We start from the raw sequence: 26,018 nt of genomic DNA, 5'->3' as shown, positions 1-26,018 counted from the left end.
TTTCAGTTTTGCGCCCGGTCGGGCGTCTCGGATTTAGTGTTTGCAGCTACGTTTTGTTGGCGGGCGCCGGCTTGTTTAAGCTCTGCGACCCACTGCGGGTCGGCGTCGCCGATTTCGTTGTTCACAGGCAGATATCGTTCAGGGAACTCCCAGATCAGCACCTGTGGCGGGCTGTTCTTGAAGGCATCGCTTTTCAGGTAGCTGAGCATCGGCAGAATCGGGCCGTGACCGTCTTCGGCGTAATTGACCACATCGCTGTGCAACGCCTGCTTGAGCGCTCCCACAAAATTCCAGTTGGGGTTGGCGCTGTAGCTGGTGCCGATCAGGGCCACCGGTACTTCGGTGTTGGCGAACAGTGCGTCGTCGCCGGCGGGCTGATCTTCAGCGGCAACCGTATTGCGCTTGTGCAAGGTTTCTTGCTTGGGCATCAGGTTTTCGAACAGCGGGTCCAGTGGCAGGAACAGGCGCAGGTCGCCCTTGTGGGTGACGGTTTCGGCCGGTTCGGTGACGAAGCGCTGCGGTTCGCCGCTCAGCGGGTACTTGTCGGCAATGGTCCTGGCCAAACGATTGGCCGCGATCTCGGCCCCTTCCGGGGTCCAGTGGGTGTCGGTGCGCAGGAACACTTGCTGACCGTTCTGCTTGGCCTGTTGCAGCGGGCCGAGCAGGTCGGGGGCCGGAATCCGGTCGGCGGCCAGGCGCTGGTGGAAGTCCTTGTAGAGGTTGGCGTGGATGCTCGCCGGTTTCACCTCACCGAGGTGTTCCGGGTACAGACGTACCTTGGCCGGCACTACCGCCATCACCAGTTGCACGCCTTTCTCTTTCAGGGTCTGGCGCACGCCTTCGACCAGCGCGTAGTTGCCTTGCAGGTTCAGCTCTTCGTTGACCACCGGATGGAATTCTTCATCGCTGTACAACCACTGGTCACGGCCGAGCACCACGCCCGGACGACCTTCGTTGAACAGTTTGAAATCCAGCGCGGCCCAGAGATTGGTGCCCAGGCGCTTGATCGGGAACTCGTCGTCGTAGTGGGTTTCCACGGCCTTGGTCCAGCGACCGTTGAGCACCGTCGCATCGGCGTTGGTACTGAAGCCGAAGAAGCTGCGCACCGACCACAGACCGAGCACCAGCAGGGTCACCAGGAACAGCGCGATGTAGAAGATGCGTAATGAGCGGGTCATGGTCAGATCCCTCAGAACTGGAAGTAGAGGAACGGCGAGAAGCTTTGCGCCGAGAGTTTGAGAATCGAGGCGATGAACAGCAGCAGCACCAGCGCACGCATCACGTAGCGCGACCAGTCAGCGGTCCAGTAGGCCGGTTGCACCTGGGCTTCGACGCCGACGGTGTAGCCAGGCTGGTGGATGCTCGCCGGGTTATCCCCAGGCACGGCCTTGATCGTTCCCGGTGTCGCAGCGGCCGGGCCGTCGGCGTCGACGTTCACAGCGGGCTTGGTCTTGACCGGAGGCTGATTGGTGTAGAAGTCGCGCAGGCCGAAAAACGCCAGGGTCACGTAGGCCACGATCAGCGTTGCCACTTGCAGGCCGGTGAGGCTGGCCTGGTTGAGTTCCGACAGCGACCAGTCGCTGAAGCTGAACATTGCGCCGTACATGCGCCCGGCGACGTGCAGGTTTTCCGCGCGGAAGATCACCCAGCCCATCACCACCAGCAGGAAGGTCAGCACCCAGCGGATCGGGTTGAAGCTGCGTGGCGAAGTATTCAGGCCGATGGCTTTTTCAATCGCCAGCCACATGCCGTGCCATGCACCCCAGACGATGTAGGTGATGTTCGCGCCGTGCCACAGACCACCGAGCAGCATGGTCAGGAACAGGTTGCGATAGGTCATCAGCGTGCCTTTGCGGTTGCCGCCCAGGGTGATGTACAGATAGTCACGCAGCCAGGTCGACAGGCTGATGTGCCAGCGCCGCCAGAACTCGGTGATCGACTGGCTGACATACGGCTGCTTGAAGTTTTCCATGAAGCGGAAACCCATCATCAAGCCCAGGCCGATGGCCATGTCGCTGTAGCCGGAGAAGTCGAAATACAGCTGAGCGGTGTACGCCAGGGCACCGAGCCAGGCATCGCCCGTGGTCGGGTTTTGCAGGGCGAAGCAATGGTCAGCCACCACCGCGAGGGTGTCGGCGATGAAGACTTTCTTGATGAAACCCTGCATGAACCGCGTGCAGCCCTCGGAGAACTTGTCGAGGGTGTGGGTGCGGTTGTTGAACTGGTCGGCCAGGTCGCGAAAACGCAACACGGGACCGGCGATCAAGTGCGGGAAGATCGCCACGAACGCCGCGAAGTCGATCAGGTTGCGGGTTGCCGGAGTGTCGCCACGGTAGACGTCGATGATGTAGCTGATGGACTCGAAGACGTAGAACGAGATCCCGATCGGCAGCAGCACGTGGGTCAGGATGAAAGGCTCCAGGCCCACCGACGTCATCATCGCGTTGATGCTGTCGACGCCGAAGTTGGCGTACTTGAAGTAGCCGAGGATGCACAGGTCGACGGCCACACCGAGCAGCAGCCAGCGCTGCGCCGGTTTGGTCTTGACCCCGGCGGCACCGACTTTCAGGCCGATCCAGTAGTTCCACAGCGTGACGCCGACGAACAGTGCGAGGAAGTCCACACGCCACCAGGCGTAGAACACGTAACTGGCAATCAGCAGCAGCAGATTGCGATAGCGTTGCCCGCTCAGGTAGTACAAGCCGAGGAAGATCGGCAAGAACAAAAACAGGAACACGTTGGACGAAAAAACCATCCCGATCTCTCCTTGTTTGAACCAACAGTCAAGGGCCAACGGCCCCCCCAAACCCCCCAAGAAAACCTGGAGGGCAACACACAAAAAACTCACACCAGACGCTGACTCTGTAGGAGCTGCCGCAGGCTGCGATCTTTTGATCTTGATCTTTAAAAGCAAGATCAAAAGATCGCAGCCTGCGGCAGCTCCTACAGGGGGTTGTGTCTGGTCTAGGATCCCTTATTGCCCTTTTCATTGGCCGGGTCGTAGACCTTGGTCAGGTCGCCGCCGAGGCGGAAGGTCTTGAACGGTTGCATCTTGTGTTTCTTCGCCAGCACCTCGGGCGAGCAGGTGTAGAGCGAGCAGTACGGTTCGAGCCAGGCGAATTTCATGTCCTCTTTGAGGTCGGTCATGTCCTGTTCCTTGCCGTTCTTTTTCTCGAACTCATCCGGGTCTTTCACCCCGGACAGCACGCGGTCGCCCAGGCGTTTGAGTGCGCCGTTGTTTTCCTGACGCAAGTCCACTCCGTTGACCTGGGCGAAACTGGCGATCATCGCCAGCGGCGGCAGGGCGTAGTTGTGGTAGGCCAGGGCCCGTTGCTGACGCTTGAGTTCATTGGGCAGGTAGCCGTCGGCGTCGACCTGATTGGCGCCGACCTTGTATTCCTTCACCGCCCAGTCGAACAGGTCGCGGCGGTTGGTGGCGACGGAAGTGGCCATCACCGACCAGGCGGCCCAGTACGAGTGGTTGTTGGTCTGTTCGAGCGGCAGGTTGTCCCAGTCGCTGACCACCTGGTCGGCCATCTTGCTGAACCAGGCTTCGATCAACTGCGCTTGCTGTTGATGGGTGGCCAGCGGGTGGGAGTCGGAAAACTTCAGGCGGATATACGCCGAAGCCATGCTGCCCAGCGCCCATTTGCGCATCGACTTGCCGGTGTGGTTGAAGTCCTTGGACATCAGCGCGTCGGCCTGGGCCCAGGCGGTCAACCAGTTGAGCGTGCATTCCAGCTGCTCCGGACGACCGTCACGCATGAACTGCATCACGCGCTTGCTGGTGCCGCGCTCGATCTTGGTGATGTCGGCAGTACTTTCGCGGAAGGCTTTTTCCGACTGCACGTTGAGGGTCGCGCGGGCCTTGTCCGAACCTTCGTACTTGCTGCGAAATTGCAAAGAGCCGGTGTAAGGCGTCGGCATTGCATCGCAGCCTTCGCTCTTGTCGCCCGTCTTGAATTTATCCACAGGCGCAAAATAGCCCTGGGGTGGACGCAGTGGCGCCGCCGCTTGCGTGGCCCCGGCGAACATCGCCAGGCTCAGGAGCGTCGGTGCCAACAGTGTTGATAATTTCGGATTGCGCATGGCAGACCTCATTGCCCGACCGAAGCAGTACGCTGCTCGGTGCCCGGGAATACGTTGCGTTTGCAAATTTTCGCTTCGACTTTCTGAGGCGCGGCACCGGCTTCGGGGCCCTGGACTTCAACGGCCAGCAGGTTCTGCGAGGCCCAGTCTTCGTCCGTGCGCAACTCGAAAGCGAAACGCCCGTCAGTCTCGGAGGTTTCCGGTTTTTCGATCTTGATGTCCTCGTGGCGACCGTTCATGTACCAGAGGGTGGCTTGCAGGGTTTTCACCGAGGTGTCGGCGAAGCGGATGTCGACCTGGTGGCTGCTGTTGCGCAGGTCCATGTTCTTGCTGTTGACCATCAACTCGTTTTTGCCCGGCTTGAGCGTGGCGCTGCCGGACATCTGTGCATCCTTGCCTTCGCAACCGTTGTCCAGCAGCGCCATCATCTGGCGGTAGATGGTTTCCTGGTCGAGGCGGTACAGCGGCGAGAATTCCCAGATGAGAATCTTCGGCGGGTTCTTCTGGAACTCGTCGCTGCCCAGGTACTGCAACATCGAACCTTCCAGGCCGCCGCCGGGGAACGCCACGTTGAGGATGTCGGCGCCGATGGCCTCTTCGAGGAAACCGGCGAAGTTGTAGTTCTTGCCACTGTGGGAGGTACCCACGAGGGTGATTTGCGGGTTGCCGGAATCACCGAACAGATCGCCATCGCCCGCTTCGCCCTTCGGCTCGGTGGTGAACTGATCCATGTACTGGATCGCGTAGCTGGTGCCACAGAGTTGACCGGCCATGTTGTGCAACGTTCCGGTCTTGCCCATGCGCCCCGACTTTTTGGTCTCGAATTCGCGCTTGGGAATGTCGGCGAATTCAGGCAATTGCTTGACCTTCTCGGCGACGATTTTCGCCGTGCGCTGGGCACCGTACGGCGTCCAGTGCTGGTCGCCACGGAAGTAGAAATCGTGGGCGGGCAGGGTGTCCGGCAAAGACTCGTTGGTCAGCGGCGACAGGTCCGGAACGACGTAGCCCATCTGCGCGAAACGGCCGAGCATGGACTTGTAGTTCCGCAGCGCCTTGTCGAAGTCGAAGCTGGCCTTCTCCGCCGGGTTGAGCTTGTTGCGGTTCACCAGGCCACGGGTCGGCTGGTACACGACAACCAGTTCCACGCCTTTGCTCTTGAACGCATCGTGCAGTTGCTTCATGCGTTTGTAGCCGGCGGGCGTGGTGTCGAATTCGGTGCGCAAGTCTTCCTGCGTACGGAACAGCCAGTCGCCCTGGGCCTGCACCAGCGTGGTGAAGTTCTGCTGATAACGGGTGGTGTAGTTCTTCGCGTCATGGGCGGCCGGGCACAGGCTGCAGCACGGTTCAGCGCTGAACTTGGGCGCTTGAACTTCATCGGCACGCGCGCCAGTGCTGGCCGCGAGAATGCCGGCGGTCAGGGCCGACAGGCTGAGTAATTTGATCAAGTGTGGGTGCATAAGATTATCCTCAGTCCCGCATTTCGGTCTGGCGTTCGACGGGGTCGATCAGCACGGCTTTCTGCTGGCGCACCAGCAGGTCGAGAATTTCATCCTGGCGCTCGCCAAGGATGCCGGTGAAGCTGATGCCGCTGGACTTGGTCGGTGCGAGCATGGACACGCGATACAACTCGACACTCAGCGGCGAGTCGATGGACAGTGGGCCGCTGCCGTTGGCCGCCAGCTCACCGCCGACCACGATCAGCGACACCTGGGCGTCGAACGGGTCGAGCTTGATGTCACGGTCGGTGTTGCTCAGGTCCTTGATGTGGCCGTAGACGCCGGTGAGGCCGTTGGCCATGGCGACGTTTTCGTACAGGCGAATGTTCACGCTGTTACGAATGCGGATGCCGTGGCGCCGGTTGCTCAACACACGATTGCCCCACAGCAGGTTGTCGGCACTCTCGTAGAGGGTGATGCCGTCGGTATGGTTCTGGTAGATCTCGTTGTGGGCAATCAGGTTGTTCACGCTGTTACGGTCGATCACCAGGCCCGACAACTTGTTGTCGTAGCTGCGGTTGTTGAAGATGAAGCTGTCGTTGACCTCACGGGAAATAATGATCCCGTGCTTCTTCTTGGTCCCGTACACCGTGTTGTCGGCAATGATCAGACCGTGGGAACGGTCGTGCGGGTCGATGCCGTAGACGATGTTGTCTTTGTAGGTGTTGCCCTTGACCACGAAGTCGCGGGTTTCGTAGCAGTAGAAGCCGTACCACATGTCCGAGAACTCGGAACCGACGATCCAGCCGGTCGGCTCAGGACGCTTGAGCACCTTGGCCATGTTCGGCGTGTACTGGGAAATACTCACGCCGTAGGACTTACTGTTGGCGTAGCCGAAGCTGGCAATCTTGCTGTTGGCGATGTAGGTCTCGGTACCACCCCAGGCCAGCAGGAACGGACGGAATTCCTTCGGCGAATTGAACGTCGCCGGACCGTTGTCCTTCTCCCGCCAGCCAGTGATTTTGGTGTCACGCACGAACAACTGGCCGTCGTTGACCAGGAACGCACCAGCCTCCTGGGACAAGCGCAGTTCCTGGGTCTGCTTGTCGATTTCGAGGATGCCGTGACGACCGACCACGATCGGCAGCCTGGCGAGGTACACGCCCGGTGACGTTTCGATGACGTACTTCGGCAGTTTCTTCGCCACGTCCTTGAGGTTCATGTAGCCGTCGTCGACGAAGATCGCCTGCGGGATGCCGTGCTGACGCACCACCCATTCGGCCATCTTGTTGTCCCCGCCGATGAAGTCCTTCAGTGCGTCTTCCTGCATCATCCGGCGCACGCTGACTTTGCCGACCTTGCTGCGCACGATTTTTGCCGCGATGGCTTCGGCTGTGTAGCCGGAAACGTCCGGCAGTTTCGGCTTGGCCAGTTCCAGCGGCGCGGTCGGCGCGCTGCTGACGGTGTAGGTCTTGGCTTGTTGCAGTTCCTTGGCAACAGTGGCCGGCTTGGCGGGCGCAGCGGGCTCCACAGTCGCGAAGGCAGCCGCACTTGCCAGTAGCATCGCGCCGGCCAGCAAGGTCAAGGAACCTTTCTTGGCACTGTTCATGTCGGGGACTCCCTTCGCGCTCTGCATCAGAATTTCCAGACCACGTCGATGAACGCGCGATGCATGTACGAATCGACTTCTTTGCCATAGGCGTCGCCGGGCTTGAACACACCGCCACGGAACCGCACCAGGGCCGAAGGTTCATCGATTTTCTGGCTCAACGCCGCTGGCAACAGGCCTTGCTTGAAGTACTTGGTGACCACCAGGTCCATTTCCTGGCCGAGGTCTTTTTCGCCATCGTTCAGCGGCAGGGAGGTGCTGGACAACACGGCGCCGGTCACGTCGTCGGTGTTGTTCTGCACAGCGTCGATGCCGTCGCTGGTGATCGGCTTGTTGCCGTCGACGCGCCAGAATTTGTGGTAGATCAGGCTGGCGTCGTATTCGTCGTTGAGCATCCACGAACCGAACAGCGTGGCCGATTGCATGTTGTTCATTTCACCACGGAAGGCTTCGCCGAAACGGTGCACGCGCGAGCGGGTGCCGGTGTAGTTCGAGCGGTTGCTTTCCAGGCCGTTCTGTTCGTAATCGGCGCTGGCCCGGGCGTAGGCCGCACCGACTTGCCATTGCGGATCGAGGCGCAGGCGCACGCCCAGGTCGGTGGCCCAGCCATCGACATTGCCGCTGCTCTTGGGTTGTGCGGGAGCGGTGCCATCAGCGTTCAGCGGGTTGACCGTGTCGCGGTCGCCACTCATGCCGGTGATGCTGCCCCAGTAGTTGAAGGTATTGGTGTTGCGCCAGTTGTAGGCATCGCTGTTGGCCTGCAAGCCCAGCCAGCTGATGTCGCCATTCTGTTTTTTGTCCAGCGAATCGGAAGGTACGCCCGGTTCCGGATAGTCGAGCTTGCCGTCATCGTGAGTGTGGTGACCGCGAATGCCGGCCCAGTGACCCGGTGTCCATTGGTATTCGGCATCGGCGTAGGCGTGCAGGCGATCCTTGTCCTTGGGGGACAGTTCTTTCAGGTCAGTGCGGTACTCGCTGAAGCGCTCGGCGACACCCGCGTTGGCGCGCAACAAGGTGGTGTCGAAGGTCCAGTTCAGGGCTTCGATGTTGGTATCGCGCCATTGACCGTCGTCGTTGTGCAGACGCTGACGACCGAGTTTCAGGATCTCGCCGGGGTAGGGCGTGAAACCGCTGTAGCCGACCCAGAATTCGCGCATCGCCAGGTAGTTCTTCTTGGTCTGGCGATCATTGTTGCTGGTGTTCTCGGTGCCTTCGGACTCTTGCAGTGTGTCGGTCTCGATGATGTCGGTGGACGTCACCGCCTGACCCATGGCGTAAGCGCTCCACGCGCCGCTTTCGCCATACACCCACGGGCGCAGGTCAAGGCCGAGGCCGTTGACGTCGCCGCCGCGCTGGGTGCCGAGGTCACGGTCGTCCTCGGACTGGCCGGTGATTTTCACGTCCAGGCCGAAGTTCTTGGTTTCTTCCGTCATCGCAGCAAGCGTCGGGCAAGACCAGATCAGCGCGAATGTCAGGCCGATGCCGGCCTTCATGAATGGATTCAACTTCATTGGGTTTCCTCGCTGACTTCTTCTTGCAGGGTGTGCAGTTCCGGCGTGTTCGGGCTCAGGGCACCGCGCACGGCCTGTTCTTGTTTCAACAGGCGTTGGGCTTCGGCCAACCTGTCGGGCGGCAATTGCGTTTGGATTGTTTGCGCAAGCTCGGTGGCTTGCGGCGTGTTCTGGGCCAGGGCCAGTTGGCTGAAGACGTAGGCGTTCAGCGGATCAGGCTTGGTGCCCTTGCCTTGGGAAAACAGTTGGGCGATGGCGAAGTCGGCGCTGTTCTGGCCGTTGCGCGCAGCGGTCAACAGATGGTCGAGGGCCTTCTGCGGATAGACCTTGCCCAGGTAGCCACGGCGATAGATCTGGCCGAGGTAGTAATCGGCGGCGACTTCACGGCCGACGGCTTTCTGGAAATGCTCCTCGGCGACCTTGGCGTCGGCCGGCACCAGTTTGCCTTCGAAGTAGAGCTTGCCCAGCAACAGCTCGGCGCGGGGCTGGTCGGCGGCGCGGCCGTTGTCCAGGTACTTCATCATCTGGTCTACGTCGCCGAGTTCCGGGAAGTCGTAGATCAACTGCGCGAGGGTGACCCACGACGCCGGGTAGCCCGGGGCGATCGGTTCGAGCAGCGACTGCGCGGTCTTCTCGTCGGTCTTGCCCAGGGTCGCATCGGCGAGCACACGGGCGACGCTGTCGACGCGCTGCGCCGAAACGCTGCCGCGAGCATGAGCCGCTTGCATCTGCTTGATTAGCTCGGCCTGTTGTTCTGGCTTGGCCTGTTTCTGGTAGACCGTGGCCAGTTCGACGTAGCAGATGTCGCTGGTGTTGAGCGCGGCCTTGCAGATCTTTTCCACGTCATCCAGATGCTGGTCGTAGGTGCCTTGGGTGCGATAGAGCAGCACTTGCGCCAAGCCGGCTTCCGGCTTGTTCTCGGCACGCCATTGGCTGATCTGCTGCTGGGCATTCACGTTGGGAAAGCTGTGCGGGTATTGCAGGTACAGCATCGCCAGCGGAATCAGCGTGTTGCCTTCGCCTGCGGCGGCGGCTTTTTTCAGCAGGGTTTCGGCTTCGTGCTGCTCGGCTTCGGTGGAACCGGGCTTGGCCACCAGCAGGCGACCGAGGCGAGCCTGGGCGCGCGGCGAAACGCTGGCCGCGGCGCGGTAAGTCGCCTCGGCCTGTTTCATCTGCGCCGGGTCATGGCTGTCGACCTGGATATCGGCCAGGCCGACTTGTGCTTCGCTGTAGCCCAGGTCTGCCAGTTGTCGGTAGTTCGCCGCAGCGGTGGCGGTATCGCCGCGCTTGAGCGCTTCATTGGCCAGGCGCTGGTCGGGGAGGCCGGCGCAACCGGCGAGGCTCACCGCCAATGCCACTGCACACAGCGAGCCCATGTGGGAGCGGGCTTGCTCGCGAAAGCGGTGTGTCATCCCGCATTGATGTTGAATGTTAAACCGCATTCGCGAGCAAGCCCGCTCCCACAGGGGCTGCGGCGTGTTTTGAGTTTTTGTGATGGTCACAGGCATGTCCTCGACTTAAAGACCGACAGCCATGGCTTTGTCGATCAGCCAGTTCAGGTTCGGGCCACGATCGCTGCTCACTTCCACCGGGCGGCCGGCGAGGGAGCTGTCCAGGGTTTCGTCCGGCTGGATCAGCACGCGGATGTCCGACGACAGGTCGGCGCTTTTCAGGCTGGTGCTGCTGACGATCTTGCCGGTGCGGCTCATGTCCTCGCCGGCGATCTGGAAGCGCACCGAAGTACCCGGGCGTACGTCGCCGAACTGGCGATAGGAGAAGCGCGCCTCTACATTGGCTTCGCTGTTGCGCGGGACCAGTTGGAAGATCACGTCGCCCTTGCTGGCGTACTGACCGTTGGCGACCATTTGCTGGGCCACGGTGCAATCGCAAGGCGAGGTCAGGGTGCCGGTCATCTGCTTGCCGAACAGTTCTTCAACCTTGGCCGGCTGCAGTTGGTCTTCGTCCAGATGGCCCTTGAGCACGTCGAGCATGCTGGTGCTGAAGGTCGCCAGCGGTGCGCCTTTGGCGGCCACGCCGTCGGCTTTCACCAGGCTCTGTACGGTACCGTCGCGGGGCATGGTGATGTTCACGCCCGGCACGCTGACCAGACCGGCCTGGGCGTGACTGACGAAGTACATGCCATACACCGATTTGAAAACGAAGCCGAAGGCGGCAACACCCACCACAAAGACCCCCAGGCTGAAGGTCACGGCTTTCAGGCGTCCGAACGCGGTCATGCCGTGGCCGCCATCCTTCATCTTGCGCGCCTTGGTGAAGTTGTCGCGCTGCAGGGTCGCCAGCATTTCACCGACGCTGACGATGTCGCCAGCCAGGTGCGAAGTGATCAGGTGGCGCAGGGTCGAGATGTCCCGTGGTTCCAGGTTCTGGAACTGGCAGCCGGCGCGTCCCGTCTCGCGGTCGAAGGAGCGGACCTGCAACTCGACGTCCATGGCCAGGCCGAGGTTGTCGATGACGAACTGCAGGCGGGCCTTGTACACATCGCCAGTTTTCAGCGGCAACTGACCGGCGTTGAACGCCAGGCCACCGGCGGACAGGTCGATCACCCGGGCTTCGACCGGCGTCCGGTCAGGGCCGAAGAAACGCAACTTGGCCGGGATTTTCACGCGGGCGTGTTGGCGCTGGGCTTCGGATTCGTGCACTACGTTGGCGTTGACGGCGGTATTCATAAGGGCGATTTCCTGGTTAATTCAATAAGGGGGCGGTCAGACCATCAACAGCAGCACGGCGACAAAAATGCTGCCGGCAGAGAAGGTCATGGTCCGAGACGACCAGGTGTTGAACCAACGTTGAAAGCTGGCGAGATCACGGGTCAGAGAAGTGGGTTGGCGAGTCCAGGACTGTTGGTCGAGGCGGAAGAACACGTAGATCTTCACCAGCGCGCCGACGATCTGGTTGTAATAGAGAATTGCCGGGTAGGCCGGGCCGATCCGGTGTCCGGAGCACGACAGCAACAAGGTCAGGATGAACCGGGTGATGCCGATCCAAAGCAGGTACACCAGGATGAACGCGGTGCCGTACTTGAAGCTGGCGATCAGCGCCACGGTCAGTCCCAGCAGCGAGGTCCACATCGACACGCGCTGGTCGAACAGCACCACTGAGGTGAACATGCCGAGGCGTTTGATCCCCAGGCCCAGGGCACGGGAGTTCTGCCGCAGGTTGTTGCCGTACCAGCGGAACATCAGTTTGCGGCTGGCCTTGATGAAGCTCTTTTCCGGCGGGTGTTCAACGGTGTTGATCGCCGCGTCGGGCACGTAGAAGGTGTCGTAGCCCAGGCGCATCAGGCTGAACCAGCTCGACTTGTCGTCGCCGGTAAGGAACTTGAAGCGGCCCAGGCGCCAGTGTTGCAGCGAGTCGCTTTCCACATCGGCGATGAATTCCGGGTTGGTAACCACGGTGGCACGGAACACCGACATGCGCCCGGTCATGGTCAGCACGCGCTTGGACAGGGCCATCGAGCACATGTTGATGTGACGCTGGGCGAAACGCAGCTTGTGCCATTCGCTCATGATGTAGCCGCCGCGCACTTCGCAGAATTCGTTGGTGGTCAGGCCGCCGACGTTGCCGAACAACTGGAACCACGGCACGGTCTTGCGCACCACGCCTTCGCCGAGCACGGTGTCGCCATCGATCACCGCGACCACCGCGCGATCGTCCGGCAGGTGTCGGGAGATGGCGCGGAAGCCGTAGGCCAGGCCATCGCGCTTGCCGGTGCCGGGAATGCGCACGAAGTCGAGCTTGACCCGGGCCGGTGGGTTCATCCGGTTCCACAGGCTTTTGACCAGCAGCTCATCGGACATTTCCACGATGGAGCAGACCACGGTGGTCGGCAGGTCGCAGTCGATGGCTTCGCGGATCACCGAGCTGTAGACCTGCGCAGTGGTCAGCGCGTCGATACGAAAGCTGGTGACCATCAGGAATACGTGGGACGGGTCAGCCGCTTTGCCCAGCTTGCGCACTTTGCGCCGCAGGTACGGGTAGACGACGTACAGAAAAATCATGCCGCGCACAAAATGCGTGGCACCCATCGAGTAGCGCCAGATACCCACGGCGCCAATCAGGAAAATGAAGTCCTTCGACTCGGAGTCGAACGTGGACACGGGCAACGCCATGGCGAGGCCCATCAGTAAACTCAGGTAGAACAGCCAACCGGCGGCCTGGAGTAGGCCGTGCTTTAGCCTGTGCATAATCGGAATCCTAAAGTCAGTTGCAAGCCCCAAGCTTCAAGCCCCAAGCGAGGAGCTTTGAACTTGCGGCTTGGAGCTTGAAGCTTGCGGCTGCTTTACCAGCAGATACCTTCGGTGCGACCTTTGACGCTGGTGGCCTTGGACATGAAGCCCACCAGGTCGATCACCTGCTTGCCGTGTGGAACGTCCTGTACCAGGGCACGGAATTTCTCGTCACGGTTGCCGAGGATGATCACGTCGGAGTTGTTGATCACCGCGTCGAAGTCGGCGTTGAGCAAGGACGAGACGTGCGGGATCTTCGACTCGATGTAGTCCTTGTTCGCGCCGTGAACACGGGCGTACTCGACGTTGCTGTCGTAGATGCTCAGGTCGTAGCCCTTGCCGATCAGCATTTCCGCCAGGTCAACCAGCGGACTTTCGCGCAGGTCGTCGGTACCTGCCTTGAAGCTCAGGCCCAGCAGGGCGACTTTGCGTTTGTCGTGGCTGGAGACGATGTCGAAAGCGTTCTGCACCTGGGATTCGTTGCTGCGCATCAGCGAGTTGAGCAACGGTGCTTCCACGTCCAGGGAGCCGGCGCGGTAGGTCAGTGCGCGCACGTCCTTTGGCAGGCACGAGCCGCCGAAGGCGAAGCCCGGGCGCATGTAGTACTGGGACAGGTTGAGGGTCTTGTCCTGGCAGACCACGTCCATCACTTCGCGACCGTCGACGCCGACCGCCTTGGCGATGTTGCCGATTTCGTTGGCGAAGGTGACCTTGGTGGCGTGCCACACGTTGCAGGTGTACTTGATCATCTCGGCGACCGCGATGTCCTTGCGGATGATCGGCGCGTCGAGCTCTTCGTACAGCGATTGCAGAACGTCACCGGACGCTTTGTCGAACTCGCCGATGACGGTCATTGGCGGCTGGTCGTAGTCGGCGATCGCGGTGCTTTCGCGCAGGAACTCAGGGTTCACGGCCACGCCGAAATCAACACCGGCCTTCTTGCCGGAGCAGTCTTCGAGAATCGGGATGACCACGTTGGCCACGGTGCCCGGCAACACGGTGCTGCGCACGACGATGGTGTGGCGGGTGGTCTTGTCACGCAGGACAAAACCGATTTCGCGGCACACTGCCTCGATGTAGTTCAGTTCCAGGTCGCCGTTCTTTTTGCTCGGCGTACCCACGCAGATCATCGACAAGTCGGTGTCGCGAATCGCCTCGGCGAAGTTGGTGGTGCCACGCAGGCGGCCGGTCTGGATGCCCTGGGCCAGAAGTTCGCCCAGGCCTGGTTCAACAATCGGCGATTTGCCGGCATTGATCATATCGATCTTGTCTTTGGCCACATCGACGCCAACGACGTCATGACCCCGTGCAGACAGGCAACCGGCACATACTGCGCCAACGTAACCCAAACCAAATATGCTGATGCGCATCGCAATTACCTCTGTATTGATCAAGCCATTAGAAGGCCGGAGTTAATGGTGTTCAGCGTGTTTTAGTGCACTCGCAAGTGCGCCTTACAGGCGCGGCAATGCCCTGTGCTGGCATATAAGTTACGAGTGTCTAAATAAATGCACTCAAGGGGTGCGCAACTAGGCCTTGTTGTTATGTTTTGCCCTGTTATGCAGCCGATCCTCCTTCCGAAGGATGCAGGTGCAACGGCCTTGCACGCTTGATGTCAGGCCGAAAGCCCGTAGATCAAGCGGTTGGGTGCTCGGGGGAGCACGTTTATAGGGGCGCTGCCGTGGCCTTGTAGGGGATAGTCATACCGCGTTATCTCCTGTCCGCTCGCTGTTGTTCAAATCAGTGATTAGTCAGCGCAAGTTAGTATTGCAACTTCGCTACAAGAATCGCTTATCTGCGTAAGTTATCTCGTACAGGCTCGGCGAGAATCGTTACCGGTGGTATGAGCGGCGCGTTTGGACATAGTTCCAGTCCGCTCATCGTGAAATCTGAAATTTCTTGAAATATTGATAAAGATGGCACTGCTCTCAAATTGATAGCACTTGCCGTTTGGCCCTTTATATATAGGCGGATAATTGGGGCGGATAGTTTTTTGCCACTACTGTTAAAAAAAGTCAGTGCCACTACGCAAAAAAATGATTGAAGTCGAGTGAAACTAAAGTTAGGAAAATGATCGATGGTTTTTTGACGCCAATAGACTGGCGATCAGGAGGGGGAATTGTCGGACGATCAATGGGCAGCGCATGAGGGGGTGTTCGCTCATGCGCCGACCGGCTGCATCACTCTGGTGCGTGATCGCGCAGAAACACCAGGTTGTCCGGTTTGGACTGTTCAGCGCTGTAGCGATAGCCTTGAACGTCGAACTGCTTGAGGGTGGCCGGGTCGTTGATGCGCTCTTCGATGACGAAGCGGCTCATCAAGCCCCGGGCCTTTTTCGCGTAGAAGCTGATGATCTTGTACTGGCCGTTCTTCAGGTCCTTGAATTCGGTATTGATGATGCGTGCGTTCAAGGCGTTGCGCTTGACCGCCGAGAAGTACTCGTTGGACGCCAGGTTGAGCAGCACGTCATCGCCTTGATCGGCCAGGGCTTCGTTCAGCCATTCGCTGATGCGTGTACCCCAGAAGGCATACAGGTCCTTGCCCCGGGCGTTGGCCAGCCGGGTGCCCATTTCCAGGCGATAGGGTTGCATCAGGTCCAGTGGCCGCAGCAGGCCGTACAGGCCGGACAACATGCGCAAATGCTGCTGGGCATAGTCGAAATCGGCTTCGCTGAAGGTTTGTGCATTCAGGCCGGTGTACACATCGCCCTTGAAGGCCAGTAGCGCCTGCTTGGCGTTTTCCGGGGTGAACGCGGGCGTCCAGCTGCCGAAACGCGCGGCGTTGAGCCCGCCGATCTTGTCGGAAACGTGCATCAATTCGCTGATCTGTGCCGGGGACAACTCGCGCAACTGCAGGATCAGCTCCTGGGAGTGGTCGAGGTACTGCGGCTGAGTGAAACGCTGGGTCGCCGGCGGTGTTTCATAGTCGAGGGTCTTGGCGGGTGAAATCACCATCAGCATGAAGTCGTCTCCTTTAATCGTGGCCGCGATTCTAGGGGGTTGTCGGCGTTGACTCCAGCTATCGGGGCAATAGGTGATCGGTGGTGTCATGGGACAGGATCGCAGCCTCGCTTCGCTCGACAGCTCCTACAGAGGTTGGCATACAGGGGGTGGCGTACACCTGTAGGAGCTGTCGAGCGAAGCGAGGCTGCGATCTTTTGATCTGCCCGCGATATAGTGCCGCGCGGGTTTTGTTATGGAGACATCCCATTGCGCATCGCTTTTCTCATCTCGATCTGGCTACTGAGCCTCGGCGCCATCGCGGCACCGGGCGATGTGGCGACGCTTGATCGCAGCACCTGGCCAGAAAAAATCGTCAGTCCAACGCTGTTCGACGTGGCGTCGAGGGCCGAGATCCTGATGTTTTCCAGTGTCCTGTTGGCCAGCGAATCGCTGGACGAACCCGCCCTGGCCCAGCGCCTGGGCTTGCGCACCATCAACCTGGAGTCGGTCAACCGGGTTCGCCAGCATCTGTGGCAACGGCTGCTGGCCAACTACAACTACGCCCAACAGAGTTGCGACCAGGATGCCTCCTTCTGTTTTCTGGTCGAAGACATGCCCACCCTGCGCGAACAAGCCGCCAAGTTCCAGGTCAGTGCAGACAGCTACTACATCAAGTGGGCCGAACCGAGTCGTGCGTTCCACACCCAGTACCTGGACGAACAATTGCGCAAGGCCGCGCTGTTCCCGCAAACCAGCAGTGAAGTCGATCATTTTGGCGACTATGAGCGCTCCGGCGACGGGATGCACGACCGGCTGTTTCTGCTGACCTTCGACAGTGCTGCCAACGCCGCGCCGGACAACACCGCCTGGGTCACCGATTACCTGCGCAAGTCGAACATGAGCGGGACGTTCTTCGTCCTCGGCAAGGACATCCAGGCCCGTTTGGCCGAGCAATCGGTGAGTCACCTGCAAGGCACCTACTCGACCCAGTGCATCGGCGTGCAAGGCTGGGAGTTTCGCTCCCACAGTCACTGGCAGGACTGGCAGGACTCGGTGCGCCGCAGCGCCGAACTGGTCAAAAGCAAGCTGCCGGAGAACTTCGTGCCTCTGTTCCGTCCGCCCGATGGCCAGCGCCGTTCCGATGCCGAAGGTTTCTTCAAGGCTCAGGGTTTGCAGGTTGCGCTGTGGGACATCGACGCCCAGGACGGCGCCGGCAAACTCAAGGGCAACCCGAGTGCGCAACGGGTGCTGACCCTGATGCTGCTGTGGCGGCACGGGGTGATCAATTTCAATGTGAAGCAGGATGGGGTGAAAACGGCGTTGCCGTGGCTGGTCACGCAAACGGCGCCGGTCGGGATCGGTTGGGAGGATTGCCAGGATGCGTTTCGCTGAAACGGCCAGACCCAGTAAACATTGGGTTTTTGCCGATTTTGGAAGAGGATTCGTTGCAGGTGGACTTCCGACTTTAAACGGGTGATGGCAGTCCGCCAAGTGCTATTGGTCAATCTGCAAAATAAACTTCAAAAAAGCGTCAAAGTACTTTTTTCTGTCACACGTTTTGGAGTATTACGAAGACAGACCGCCGAAACCTGCAACACAGGTGGCGTCTTCCAAGACCCCGCATGTATGCAGAACACTTGAGTCCCCGCAGGTGTATTCGGCAGTCACTTCGAGGCGCAGCACCGTCAAGGTATTGCGTCGAATGGCTCCCACAAAGGTGACCGAGTATGGATGATCACGGACGTAGCTCTTCTTCCAACCAGCCAATCCTTTATGTACTCGATACCAACGTATTGATTCACGATCCAAACGCGCTGCTCAACTTCGAAGAACACCACGTCGCGATCCCGATGACCGTGCTTGAAGAGCTCGACAAGCTCAAGAGCGGGCATCACAGCGTAGCCGCCGAATGCCGCCAGGCCATCCGCCTGATCGACAAGACTCTGGGCGATGCCTCACCCGAGGATGTCGAGCAGGGTGTGCCGATCCAGCGTGGCAAAAGCGGACCCAAGGGTTTGCTGTCAATTCTGATGAGCAAGCATGCCGAGCCGAACCTGATTCTGCCCGAGCACCTGAATGACAACAAAATCATCAATCAACTGATCGATCTGCACACACGCGACCCGAAAAAGCCCGTGGTGCTGGTCACCAAAGACATCAACATGCGCCTCAAGGCGCGCGCCTGCGGGATCGCGGCCGAGGATTACAGCACCGACCAACTGGTCGATGACGTGTCCTTGCTGCCCAATGGCTACCACAACATGACCGGCTCTTTCTGGGACCGTGTGAGCAAGGTCGAAACCCGTCAGGACCACGGCCGCACCTGGCATCAGGTGCAGTTGATCGACAACCTGCCGGCGGTGCACATCAACGAATTCATCATTGATGAACAGGGCTTTGTCGGCTGGATCAAGGAGATCGAAGAGGACCGCTTGCTGATCCTCGACCTGCACCAGGAACCGTTGCTGCACCAGGAGGCCTGGGGCCTGAAACCGCGTGATATCTATCAGAGCCTGGCGTTGTACGCCTTGCTCGATCCGGACATCCACCTGGTCAACCTGTCGGGTGCCGCGGGTTCGGGTAAAACCATCCTGGCGCTGGCTGCTGCGATCGAGCAGACCATGGTCAGCAAACGTTATCGCCGCATCATCGCCACCCGCAGCGTGCAGGGCCTGGACCAGGAAATCGGCTTCCTGCCCGGCACCGAGGCGGAAAAAATGGAACCATGGCTGGGCGCCATTACCGACAACCTCGAAGCCTTGCACATGGATGACGAAAGCACCCATGGCAGCGTCGACTACATCCTCAGCAAAGTGCCGTTGCAGTTCAAATCCCTCAACTACATCCGGGGCCGCAGCTTCCAGCAGAGCCTGATCCTGATCGACGAATGCCAGAACCTCACGCCGCACCAGATGAAAACCATCATCACCCGTGCCGGCGCCGGTTCCAAAGTGGTGTGCCTGGGCAACCTGGCACAGATCGACACCCCTTACCTGTCCGCGACCAGCTCCGGGCTGACCTACCTCACTGAACGTTTCAAGGACTTCCCGAACGGGGTGCACATCACCCTGCAAGGGGTGCCACGTTCGATCCTGGCCGAATACGCCGAATCGCACTTGTAATCAACCGGGCGGCCTCAAAAGCCGCCCGGTTTTTTATGGCGAACAACAATCCCTGTAGGAGCTGTCGAAGGCTGCGATCTTTTGATTTTGCTTTTTAGGGCAAGATCAAAAGATCGCAGCCTTCGGCAGCTCCTACAGGGGGGCACGTCCGATAATCGTGCGTGCGAAAAATTGACCCACAGGTTTACAATCGACGCTCCTGATCAGGAGTAATCCCGTGCTGACTCATCTCGATTCCCAAGGCCGCGCCAACATGGTCGACGTCACTGAAAAAGCCGTGACGTTCCGTGAGGCGACGGCCCAAGCGCTGGTGCGCATGCTGCCCGAGACCCTGCAGATGATCGTCAGCGGCGGCCACCCCAAGGGTGATGTGTTTGCCGTGGCGCGCATTGCCGGCATCCAGGCGGCGAAGAAAACCAGCGATCTGATTCCCCTGTGCCATCCGCTGATGCTGACTGGCGTCAAGGTCGAGCTCAGTGCCGAAGGCGACGATTCGGTGCGCATCGTGGCGCGCTGCAAGCTGTCCGGGCAGACCGGCGTCGAGATGGAGGCCCTGACCGCCGCCAGTGTCGCCGCGCTGACCATCTACGACATGTGCAAGGCCGTGGACCGTGGCATGACCATCGAAAGTGTGCGTCTGCTGGAGAAGGTCGGCGGCAAGAGCGGACATTTCCAGGCGGAGCAGCCATGAACGTGACCGTGAAATTTTTTGCCCGTTATCGTGAGGCGCTGGGGCTGGACTCGGTGAAGGTTGAAGGCAACTTCGCCACCGTCGACGATGTCCGCGCGCTGCTGGCCCAGCGTGACGGTGCCGAGGTATTGAGCGAGCAGAACCTGATGTGCGCCCGCAACGAAGACCTCTGCCAGCTCGACGAGCCGGTCAGCGAGGGTGATGAAGTGGCGTTCTTTCCGACTGTGACCGGAGGCTGAACCATGGCCATTCGCGTGCAGTCCACGCCGTTCGATCCGGGCGCCGAGGTCAACGCCATGCACGACGCCAATGTCGGTGTGGGGGCGGTGGTGAGCTTTGTCGGCTATGTGCGCGACTTCAATGACGGCCTGGACGTCGCCGGGATGTTCCTCGAACACTATCCCGGTATGACTGAAAAGGCCCTGGGCAAGATCGCCGTCGAGGCCGAGCAGCGCTGGCCGTTGCTCAAGCTGGAAGTGCTGCACCGCATCGGCGCCCTGGAACCGGGCGAGCCGATTGTCTTCGTCGGCGCGGCCAGCGCTCATCGCCAGGCGGCATTCGACGCCTGCGCCTTTGTCATGGATTACCTGAAAACCCGCGCGCCGTTCTGGAAGAAAGAAAACACCAGCGACGGGCCGCGTTGGGTGGAAGGGCGTGACAGTGATCATGCGGCGGCGGATCGCTGGAAATAACGGTTTACCTGAAAAGATCGCAGCCTTCGGCAGCTCCTACATGAATGACCTGTAGGAGCTGCCGAAGGCTGCGATCTTTTGACTTTCAATTCTCAACTTTTCGATCTGCGATAAGCGGCAGCGAACAACCCCGTTTGCCTCATTGACGGCCAATACATAAAAGTCCAAGATGGAATTATAAGTACAAAAAAGGTTTCCATCCCGTTCCAGCTTTTTCTTCTGTCTTGCCAAACCAACAACAACCGCGAGAAAACGAACATGAAGAAGTTCCCCCTCATCACCGGTCTGGCCCTGAGCCTGTTGGCGTGCAGTTCTGTGTTCGCCGCCGAGAAAACCCTGCGCATCGGCATCGAAGCCGCGTATCCACCGTTCGCTTCGAAAACCGATAAAGGCGAGATCGTCGGTTTCGACTATGACATCGGCAATGCCCTGTGCGCCCAGATGAAGGTCAAGTGTGTGTGGGTCGAAGGCGAGTTCGACGGTCTGATTCCTTCCCTGAAGGTGAAGAAAATCGACATGGCGCTGTCGTCCATGACCATCAATGAAGACCGCAAGAAGTCGGTGGACTTCACCCACAAGTACTATTTCACTTCGTCGCGCCTGGTGATGAAGGACGGCGCGGTGGTGGATGACCAGTACGCCAGCCTCAAGGGCAAGACCATCGGCGTGCAGCGCGCCACCACCACGGACCGTTACGCCACCGAAGTGTTCGAGCCCAAGGGCATCAACGTCAAGCGCTACAGCAATAACGAAGAAATCTACATGGACCTGGCGGCCGGTCGCCTCGACGCGATTTTTGCCGACACCATTCCACTCAATGACTTCCTGTCGATGCCGCGTGGCAAGGGTTACGCCTTTGTCGGGCCTGAGCTGAAAGATCCGAAGTATGTGGGCGAGGGGGCGGGGATTGCCGTGCGCAAGGGCAACACCGAGTTGGTCAGCGAGCTGAACACGGCCATTGATGGCATTCGTGCCAGTGGTGAGTACCAGAAGATTTCCGAGAAGTATTTCAAGTCGGATATCTATGGCGACTGATTAAAAGATCGCAGCCTGCGGCAGCTCCTACAGGGGAATGCGTTCCTGTAGGAGCTGGCGAAGCCTGCGATCTTTTGATGTTAGCCCTTCAATTCCTTCAAATGCTTGTACACCGTCGCCCGGCCCATGTTCAGCACATTGGCCACGTAGTTCGATGCGCTTTTGCCCTTGAACGCGCCTTCGGCGTGCAACGCCAGCACCAGCTCACGCTTGTGGTCACGGGTCAGCAGGTTCAGGCTCAACTGACGTTCGCGCAGCCAGGCGTGGAGGAAGGTGTTGATCCGTTCCTGCCAGTCATCGCGGAACAGTGCATCCGGTTGCGGGATCAGTTTGGTCGGCGACAGGAACAGGTCCAAAGCGGCCTTGGCATTCTCGAACAGCGAAATATTCAAGTTGATGCACAACACCGCCAGCGGATGGCCTTCGCTGTCGCGCAGTACCGTGCTGAGGCTGCGAATCTTCTGGCCATCCCAATTGAGTTTTTCGTACGGCCCGATGTTTCGTTCGCTGACATCGTCGCTGAGCATGTCCTCCAGCGCCGAGTCGTCGCCGATTTCACGCTTGGACAGGTTGTTGGCGATGTAGTCGACCTTTTGCGTGCGCAGGTCATGCAGCACCACTTCGGCGTGGGGGAAAAACAACGTGGCGATGGCATCGGCGATCGCGTGGAAGTTATCCAGGGACGTGTCGTCCAGGGCCGAGTCTTTTTCGGGGGCGTTCATACAGTGGAACTCCAGGCAGCGTCAGCGCCCCATCAAAGGGGCGCTGAAAGTGTGCCGTAATCGTGGGGGCACGTCACCTGAGGATCAGGCTCAGCCGAGGCGGGCAGGGGAGAGCATGTCGGCATTCAGGCCGAAACAGCCGAGCGACTCGGGCAGTGCGGCGCCGCGCACCAGTGCCGCGCTGGCCTGGCCCATGGCCGGCGAAGTCTGGATGCCATACCCGCCTTGCGCCGCGACCCAGAACAACCCTGGTACCTGTGGATCGAAGCCGGACAGCAAATCGCCGTCGCTGACGAAGCTGCGCAGGCCGGCCCAGGTGCGGGTCGGGCGGCGAATGGTCAGGGTCGTGGCTTCTTCGATCTGGTAGATGCCCATGGCGATGTCCAGCTCTTCAGGCTGTACGTCATGGGGTTCCACCGGGTCGGCGTTGGCCGGCGAACCGAGGAACATCCCGGCGTCGGGTTTCATGTAGAAGGATTCGTCGAGGCTGACCAGCATTGGCCAATGATGGATGTCCACGCCCTCCGGGCCGGCGAAGATGAACGCGGCGCGACGTTTCGGTTGCAGGCCCAGGGGCCTGGCGCCGGCCAGTTCGCCGATCCTGTCGGCCCAGGCGCCGGCGGCGTTGATGATGACCGGGGCGCTGAACGACTGAGTGCCGGTCTGGACGTGCCATGTACCCTGGTCATCGCGGCTCAGGCTGACGACTTCGGCATCGGTGTGGACTTCACCCCGGTTGCGGCGGATGCCGCGCAGGTATCCCTGATGCAGGGCATCGGTGTCGATGTCGGTAGCGGTCGGATCGTAGATCGCACCGTGGACTTTTTCCCGGCGCAGGATCGGTACCAGCGCGCAGGCCTCGTCGGTGCTGAGCAATTGCATCTCCGGCACCGTGGCCTTCGCGCTCAGGTATTGCCTGTTCAGTTCGTCCGGGTCACCGGTGAAATCCACGGTCATTTCGCCGCGTGGCGTCAGCAGCGGGTGTTCGCAGAAACCGCTGGGCGGATTGTCGAAAAAGTCCCGGCTGGCCAGGGTCAATGCGCGAACCTGCGGGGTGCCGTAGGCGGCGGTGTAGAGCGCCGCCGAACGTCCGGTGGAATGGTAGGCCGGATGGGATTCGCGTTCGAGTACGATCACACGGCCATGCTGCGACAGCCAGAAACCGGTGGAAGCGCCGGCGATACCGCCGCCGATGATGATGAAATCTGCCTGGCTCATGAACGTCTCCCAAGAGCACAAATATTGTCGAATTCCTTTGTAGGAGCTGACGAGTGAAACGAGGCTGCGATCTTTTGACTTTGCCTTTTCAAAGATCGCAGCCTCGTTTCACTCGTCAGCTCCTACAGGTTGGGTGTGGGTCAGGGCTGAAGGCGGTAGATCGCGTTGGCCAGCGCAATGTCTTCCAGGCCCAGGCCGATGGAGCGGAAAAACACATGTCGATCGTAACCGGGGCGCTGGACTTTATCGCTGAGCAGGTCGGGCAGGTCGCCGACAATCGCGCCCTTGTCCCAGCCGTGTTGTTCGCCGGCGATCAGCATTTCACCGGCCGCGCCCGGAGTGGTCAGGCGATAGTCGCAGAACACCTGCATGGCATTGAGGCTTTGCGGCGGCACTTCGTGGGCACGCGGGGCGTTGGTGCTGATGGAGGTGATCAGCGCCGGTTTGCGCAAGCTCGACGGATCGATCACCGGACCTGCGGATGAGGTGCAGAGCATGATCACGTCGGCGTCCTGCACGGCAGCCTCGCGACTCTCGACGATGTTCAGGCGTGGCTCGATGTTTTTCAGTAGGCTCACGGTTTGAGCGTCATCGCTCAGGTTCGGCGCGTACAGGCTGATGCTCTGCCAGTCGCGCAGGTCTTTGACGTAATGCAGGTGCGCCTGGGCCACTTTGCCGCTGCCGATGATGGCCAGGCGATTGGCAGTCAGCGGCGCGAGGGCATCGACCGCCACGGCGGTGGTCGCGGCGGTGCGTGCGGTGGTCAGTTCGCCCGCGTCGCACAGCAACAGCGGCTGGCCGGTCTGCATCGACATCAGCACAGTCCACGCGGTCACCAAGGGTCCCTGCTCGCGGACGATGTACGGCGAAGTCTTGATGCCGTACACGCCGTCTTCGGCCAACACCCCCAGGTAGTTGATGAAGTCGCCGGCGCCCTGGGGAAACTCCACCAGTTGCTGTGCCGGTTGCACGGCTTGCCCGGCCGCCAGGTCACGGAACATTTTGCGCAGGATCTGCGGCACGTCGACCTGTGCCAGCAACTCGCGAGCCTGGTTCTGGTTGATCACTTGGGGCGTATTGGACATGGTCGGCTCCGGGACTGAAAGTAAACTAATTTGTCTATTATGGACTTTTAGTTGTATCTCACAATATCCGGGCGAAAAAAAAGCGCAGTCCGTTTCCGGCTGCGCTTGTCTTTTCAGCGTCGTTTAGTGCGGACGCTTGCGCTCAACCGCCCGCAACAGATGCGTCGGTGGTGTTTCACAGCTGATCTTGCGCCCCAGTTTTTCCTCGATGGACGGTAACTGGTAGGAGTCGTCTTCACCGGCAAAGCTGATGGACACACCGTCGGCGCCAGCACGACCGGTCCGTCCGATGCGGTGCACGTAGTCGTCCGGTACTTCCGGCAGGGTGAAGTTGATCACGTGGCTGATGCCGTCGATGTGGATACCGCGACCGGCCACGTCGGTGGCGACCAGGACGCGGATCTTGCCTTCGCGGAAGCCTTCGAGGGTCTTGATGCGCTTGTGCTGCGGCACGTCACCGGACAGTTGCGCGGCGTTGATGCCGTCGCGCACCAGGCGTTCTTCGATGCGCCGCACTTCATCCTTGCGGTTGGCGAACACGATCACCCGCTCCCAGCCATTGTCGTTGACCAGGTTGTAGAGCAGTTTGTACTTGTCGGCAGCGGCCACGGTGTAGATGTGCTGCTCGACGTTTTCGTTGGCCACGTTGGTGACTTCGATTTCGACGATGGCAGGGTCAGTGGTCCATTGCTTGGCCAGGTTCATCACGTCTTCGGTGAAGGTCGCGGAGAACAGCAGCGTCTGGCGCTCGGCCTTGGGCGGCGTCTGGCGAATGATCTGGCGCACTTGCGGGATGAAGCCCATGTCGAGCATGCGGTCGGCTTCGTCCAGCACCATCACTTCGACCATGTCCAGATGCACGTCGCCGCGCTGGTTGAAGTCCAGCAGGCGGCCCGGTGTGGCCACCAGGATGTCGCAGTGGCGGGCTTCGAGGTGCTTGAGCTGCTTGTCGAAGTCCATGCCGCCGACGAAGGTCATGACGTTGAGGCCGGTGTACTTGGTCAGGTCGGCGGCGTCCTTGGCGATCTGCACCACCAGTTCGCGGGTCGGCGCGATGATCAGCGCCCGTGGCTCACCCATGTAGCGCTCTTTCGGCGGCGGGGTTTGCAGCAACTGGGTGATGATCGAGATCAGGAACGCAGCGGTTTTGCCGGTGCCGGTCTGGGCGCGACCGATGGCGTCTTTGCCGGCGAGGGTGAAGCCCAGCACCTGTGCCTGGATCGGCGTGCAATACGGGAAGCCCAGGTCCTGGATGGCGTGCATCAGTTCAGGGGCCAGCTTGAAGTCGTGGAAGCGGGTTTTGCCTTCCTGGGGCTCGACAACGAAATCTTCGAGTTTCCATGGGATGACCGGCGCCTTTGGCTTGGGTTCGCGGCGCGGTTTGGCGGGTTTCGGCGTTTCGCTGAGCGGCTGTTCCGGGGCTGCTATCGCCACAGGCTGGGCAGCGGGCTTCGGCTCATGCTTGGGTGCCGTGGTGGTGGCGGCCCGTTCAGACTGATTACCGTCGGTGCGGTGGCTGGGAGCGTGAGACGGAGCGCTGGGGACTGGCGCGAGTTGCTCAGTCTCGCTTTTACCGAACATTTTCTTGAGTGCTTTGAGCACGGTCATCTCATCAATTG

21 protein-coding genes are annotated in these 26,018 nt (G+C 60.2%); 6 read left to right on the top strand and 15 right to left on the bottom strand.

What is annotated here, in order from left to right:
* Positions 1 to 2: 2 nt before the first annotated feature.
* From ACEN83_RS25235 to yaaA, 11 genes are all read right to left on the bottom strand, one after another.
* Complete coding sequence (locus tag ACEN83_RS25235; protein WP_495578733.1) at positions 3 to 1,178, bottom strand: alginate O-acetyltransferase; 1,176 nt, start codon at positions 1,176 to 1,178, stop codon at positions 3 to 5.
* A gap of 11 nt (positions 1,179 to 1,189) precedes the next feature.
* Positions 1,190 to 2,755, bottom strand: coding sequence for an MBOAT family O-acyltransferase (locus ACEN83_RS25230; protein WP_495578732.1), 1,566 nt, complete (start codon positions 2,753 to 2,755; stop codon positions 1,190 to 1,192).
* A 209-nt stretch (positions 2,756 to 2,964) separates the two neighbouring features.
* Positions 2,965 to 4,089 carry a mannuronate-specific alginate lyase gene (locus tag ACEN83_RS25225; protein ID WP_495578731.1) on the bottom strand — a complete coding sequence of 375 codons (1,125 nt, stop codon included), beginning with the start codon at positions 4,087 to 4,089 and terminating at the stop codon, positions 2,965 to 2,967.
* Positions 4,090 to 4,097: 8 nt separating this feature from the next.
* Positions 4,098 to 5,546, bottom strand: coding sequence for an alginate O-acetyltransferase (locus ACEN83_RS25220; protein WP_495578730.1), 1,449 nt, complete (start codon positions 5,544 to 5,546; stop codon positions 4,098 to 4,100).
* A 10-nt stretch (positions 5,547 to 5,556) separates the two neighbouring features.
* On the bottom strand, positions 5,557 to 7,134 hold the full coding sequence (algG, locus tag ACEN83_RS25215; protein WP_116581166.1) for a mannuronan 5-epimerase AlgG: 1,578 nt from the start codon (positions 7,132 to 7,134) through the stop codon (positions 5,557 to 5,559).
* Positions 7,135 to 7,160: 26 nt separating this feature from the next.
* Positions 7,161 to 8,645 carry an alginate export family protein gene (locus ACEN83_RS25210; protein WP_407799161.1) on the bottom strand — a complete coding sequence of 495 codons (1,485 nt, stop codon included), beginning with the start codon at positions 8,643 to 8,645 and terminating at the stop codon, positions 7,161 to 7,163.
* Positions 8,642 to 10,153 (bottom strand): alginate biosynthesis TPR repeat lipoprotein AlgK, encoded by a 1,512-nt coding sequence (gene algK / locus ACEN83_RS25205; RefSeq protein ID WP_495578729.1) that lies wholly within the window; start codon positions 10,151 to 10,153, stop codon positions 8,642 to 8,644. The genes ACEN83_RS25210 and algK overlap by 4 nt, the downstream gene beginning before the upstream one ends.
* A gap of 9 nt (positions 10,154 to 10,162) precedes the next feature.
* Positions 10,163 to 11,332, bottom strand: a complete 1,170-nt coding sequence (locus ACEN83_RS25200) for a PilZ domain-containing protein (protein WP_495578728.1) — start codon at positions 11,330 to 11,332, stop codon at positions 10,163 to 10,165.
* Between the two features lie 36 nt (positions 11,333 to 11,368).
* Positions 11,369 to 12,850 carry a mannuronan synthase gene (gene alg8, locus ACEN83_RS25195; RefSeq protein WP_371924760.1) on the bottom strand — a complete coding sequence of 494 codons (1,482 nt, stop codon included), beginning with the start codon at positions 12,848 to 12,850 and terminating at the stop codon, positions 11,369 to 11,371.
* A gap of 95 nt (positions 12,851 to 12,945) precedes the next feature.
* On the bottom strand, positions 12,946 to 14,262 hold the full coding sequence (locus ACEN83_RS25190) for a nucleotide sugar dehydrogenase (RefSeq protein ID WP_007972653.1): 1,317 nt from the start codon (positions 14,260 to 14,262) through the stop codon (positions 12,946 to 12,948).
* A gap of 810 nt (positions 14,263 to 15,072) precedes the next feature.
* Positions 15,073 to 15,852 carry a peroxide stress protein YaaA gene (yaaA, locus tag ACEN83_RS25185; RefSeq protein WP_218482041.1) on the bottom strand — a complete coding sequence of 260 codons (780 nt, stop codon included), beginning with the start codon at positions 15,850 to 15,852 and terminating at the stop codon, positions 15,073 to 15,075.
* 249 nt (positions 15,853 to 16,101) lie between these two features.
* Here yaaA and ACEN83_RS25180 point away from each other — a divergent pair, with 249 nt between their 5' ends.
* From ACEN83_RS25180 to ACEN83_RS25155, 6 genes are all read left to right on the top strand, one after another.
* A complete protein-coding gene (locus ACEN83_RS25180) occupies positions 16,102 to 17,226 on the top strand; it encodes a polysaccharide deacetylase family protein (RefSeq protein WP_495578727.1) in 1,125 nt (374 codons plus the stop codon).
* A 335-nt stretch (positions 17,227 to 17,561) separates the two neighbouring features.
* Positions 17,562 to 18,956, top strand: coding sequence for a PhoH family protein (locus ACEN83_RS25175; protein WP_007972659.1), 1,395 nt, complete (start codon positions 17,562 to 17,564; stop codon positions 18,954 to 18,956).
* Between the two features lie 217 nt (positions 18,957 to 19,173).
* Positions 19,174 to 19,647, top strand: a complete 474-nt coding sequence (moaC, locus tag ACEN83_RS25170; protein ID WP_007972660.1) for a cyclic pyranopterin monophosphate synthase MoaC — start codon at positions 19,174 to 19,176, stop codon at positions 19,645 to 19,647.
* Positions 19,644 to 19,886, top strand: coding sequence for a molybdopterin converting factor subunit 1 (moaD, locus tag ACEN83_RS25165; protein WP_075945584.1), 243 nt, complete (start codon positions 19,644 to 19,646; stop codon positions 19,884 to 19,886). Before moaC ends, moaD begins: the two co-directional genes overlap by 4 nt.
* Before the next feature lie 3 nt (positions 19,887 to 19,889).
* The gene (gene moaE / locus ACEN83_RS25160) at positions 19,890 to 20,339 is read left to right on the top strand and encodes a molybdopterin synthase catalytic subunit MoaE (RefSeq protein ID WP_495578726.1); all 450 of its coding nucleotides are present in this window, start codon (positions 19,890 to 19,892) and stop codon (positions 20,337 to 20,339) included.
* 258 nt (positions 20,340 to 20,597) lie between these two features.
* The gene (locus ACEN83_RS25155; protein WP_495578725.1) at positions 20,598 to 21,374 is read left to right on the top strand and encodes an ABC transporter substrate-binding protein; all 777 of its coding nucleotides are present in this window, start codon (positions 20,598 to 20,600) and stop codon (positions 21,372 to 21,374) included.
* An 80-nt stretch (positions 21,375 to 21,454) separates the two neighbouring features.
* On the opposite strand, the gene ACEN83_RS25150 is transcribed toward ACEN83_RS25155, so the two are convergent.
* From ACEN83_RS25150 to rhlB, 4 genes are all read right to left on the bottom strand, one after another.
* Entirely contained in the window at positions 21,455 to 22,096 is a 642-nt protein-coding gene (locus ACEN83_RS25150; protein WP_007972668.1) for a helix-turn-helix transcriptional regulator, read from the bottom strand.
* A 90-nt stretch (positions 22,097 to 22,186) separates the two neighbouring features.
* Positions 22,187 to 23,314, bottom strand: a complete 1,128-nt coding sequence (locus ACEN83_RS25145) for an NAD(P)/FAD-dependent oxidoreductase (protein WP_495578724.1) — start codon at positions 23,312 to 23,314, stop codon at positions 22,187 to 22,189.
* A gap of 140 nt (positions 23,315 to 23,454) precedes the next feature.
* Positions 23,455 to 24,399 carry an ornithine cyclodeaminase family protein gene (locus tag ACEN83_RS25140; RefSeq protein ID WP_495578723.1) on the bottom strand — a complete coding sequence of 315 codons (945 nt, stop codon included), beginning with the start codon at positions 24,397 to 24,399 and terminating at the stop codon, positions 23,455 to 23,457.
* Between the two features lie 123 nt (positions 24,400 to 24,522).
* Entirely contained in the window at positions 24,523 to 26,007 is a 1,485-nt protein-coding gene (gene rhlB / locus ACEN83_RS25135) for an ATP-dependent RNA helicase RhlB (protein ID WP_495578722.1), read from the bottom strand.
* Positions 26,008 to 26,018: the final 11 nt, after the last annotated feature.

This window comes from Pseudomonas sp. Pseusp49, assembly GCF_059491875.1.
The sequence above is the reverse complement of the archived record's forward strand: the minus strand, read 5'-3'. Positions and strand labels throughout refer to the sequence as shown.

What these genes read in the sequence shown, in the direction of transcription:
- ACEN83_RS25235 (WP_495578733.1), bottom strand. Translation starts at nt 1,178, where the DNA reads ATGACCCGCTCATTACGCATCTTCTACATCGCGCTGTTCCTGGTGACC.
- ACEN83_RS25230 (WP_495578732.1), bottom strand. Translation starts at nt 2,755, where the DNA reads ATGGTTTTTTCGTCCAACGTGTTCCTGTTTTTGTTCTTGCCGATCTTC.
- ACEN83_RS25225 (WP_495578731.1), bottom strand. Translation starts at nt 4,089, where the DNA reads ATGCGCAATCCGAAATTATCAACACTGTTGGCACCGACGCTCCTGAGC.
- ACEN83_RS25220 (WP_495578730.1), bottom strand. Translation starts at nt 5,546, where the DNA reads ATGCACCCACACTTGATCAAATTACTCAGCCTGTCGGCCCTGACCGCC.
- algG (WP_116581166.1), bottom strand. Translation starts at nt 7,134, where the DNA reads ATGAACAGTGCCAAGAAAGGTTCCTTGACCTTGCTGGCCGGCGCGATG.
- ACEN83_RS25210 (WP_407799161.1), bottom strand. Translation starts at nt 8,645, where the DNA reads ATGAAGTTGAATCCATTCATGAAGGCCGGCATCGGCCTGACATTCGCG.
- algK (WP_495578729.1), bottom strand. Translation starts at nt 10,153, where the DNA reads ATGCCTGTGACCATCACAAAAACTCAAAACACGCCGCAGCCCCTGTGG.
- ACEN83_RS25200 (WP_495578728.1), bottom strand. Translation starts at nt 11,332, where the DNA reads ATGAATACCGCCGTCAACGCCAACGTAGTGCACGAATCCGAAGCCCAG.
- alg8 (WP_371924760.1), bottom strand. Translation starts at nt 12,850, where the DNA reads ATGCACAGGCTAAAGCACGGCCTACTCCAGGCCGCCGGTTGGCTGTTC.
- ACEN83_RS25190 (WP_007972653.1), bottom strand. Translation starts at nt 14,262, where the DNA reads ATGCGCATCAGCATATTTGGTTTGGGTTACGTTGGCGCAGTATGTGCC.
- yaaA (WP_218482041.1), bottom strand. Translation starts at nt 15,852, where the DNA reads ATGCTGATGGTGATTTCACCCGCCAAGACCCTCGACTATGAAACACCG.
- ACEN83_RS25175 (WP_007972659.1), top strand. Translation starts at nt 17,562, where the DNA reads ATGGATGATCACGGACGTAGCTCTTCTTCCAACCAGCCAATCCTTTAT.
- moaD (WP_075945584.1), top strand. Translation starts at nt 19,644, where the DNA reads ATGAACGTGACCGTGAAATTTTTTGCCCGTTATCGTGAGGCGCTGGGG.
- moaE (WP_495578726.1), top strand. Translation starts at nt 19,890, where the DNA reads ATGGCCATTCGCGTGCAGTCCACGCCGTTCGATCCGGGCGCCGAGGTC.
- ACEN83_RS25155 (WP_495578725.1), top strand. Translation starts at nt 20,598, where the DNA reads ATGAAGAAGTTCCCCCTCATCACCGGTCTGGCCCTGAGCCTGTTGGCG.
- ACEN83_RS25150 (WP_007972668.1), bottom strand. Translation starts at nt 22,096, where the DNA reads ATGAACGCCCCCGAAAAAGACTCGGCCCTGGACGACACGTCCCTGGAT.
- ACEN83_RS25145 (WP_495578724.1), bottom strand. Translation starts at nt 23,314, where the DNA reads ATGAGCCAGGCAGATTTCATCATCATCGGCGGCGGTATCGCCGGCGCT.
- ACEN83_RS25140 (WP_495578723.1), bottom strand. Translation starts at nt 24,399, where the DNA reads ATGTCCAATACGCCCCAAGTGATCAACCAGAACCAGGCTCGCGAGTTG.
- rhlB (WP_495578722.1), bottom strand. Translation starts at nt 26,007, where the DNA reads ATGACCGTGCTCAAAGCACTCAAGAAAATGTTCGGTAAAAGCGAGACT.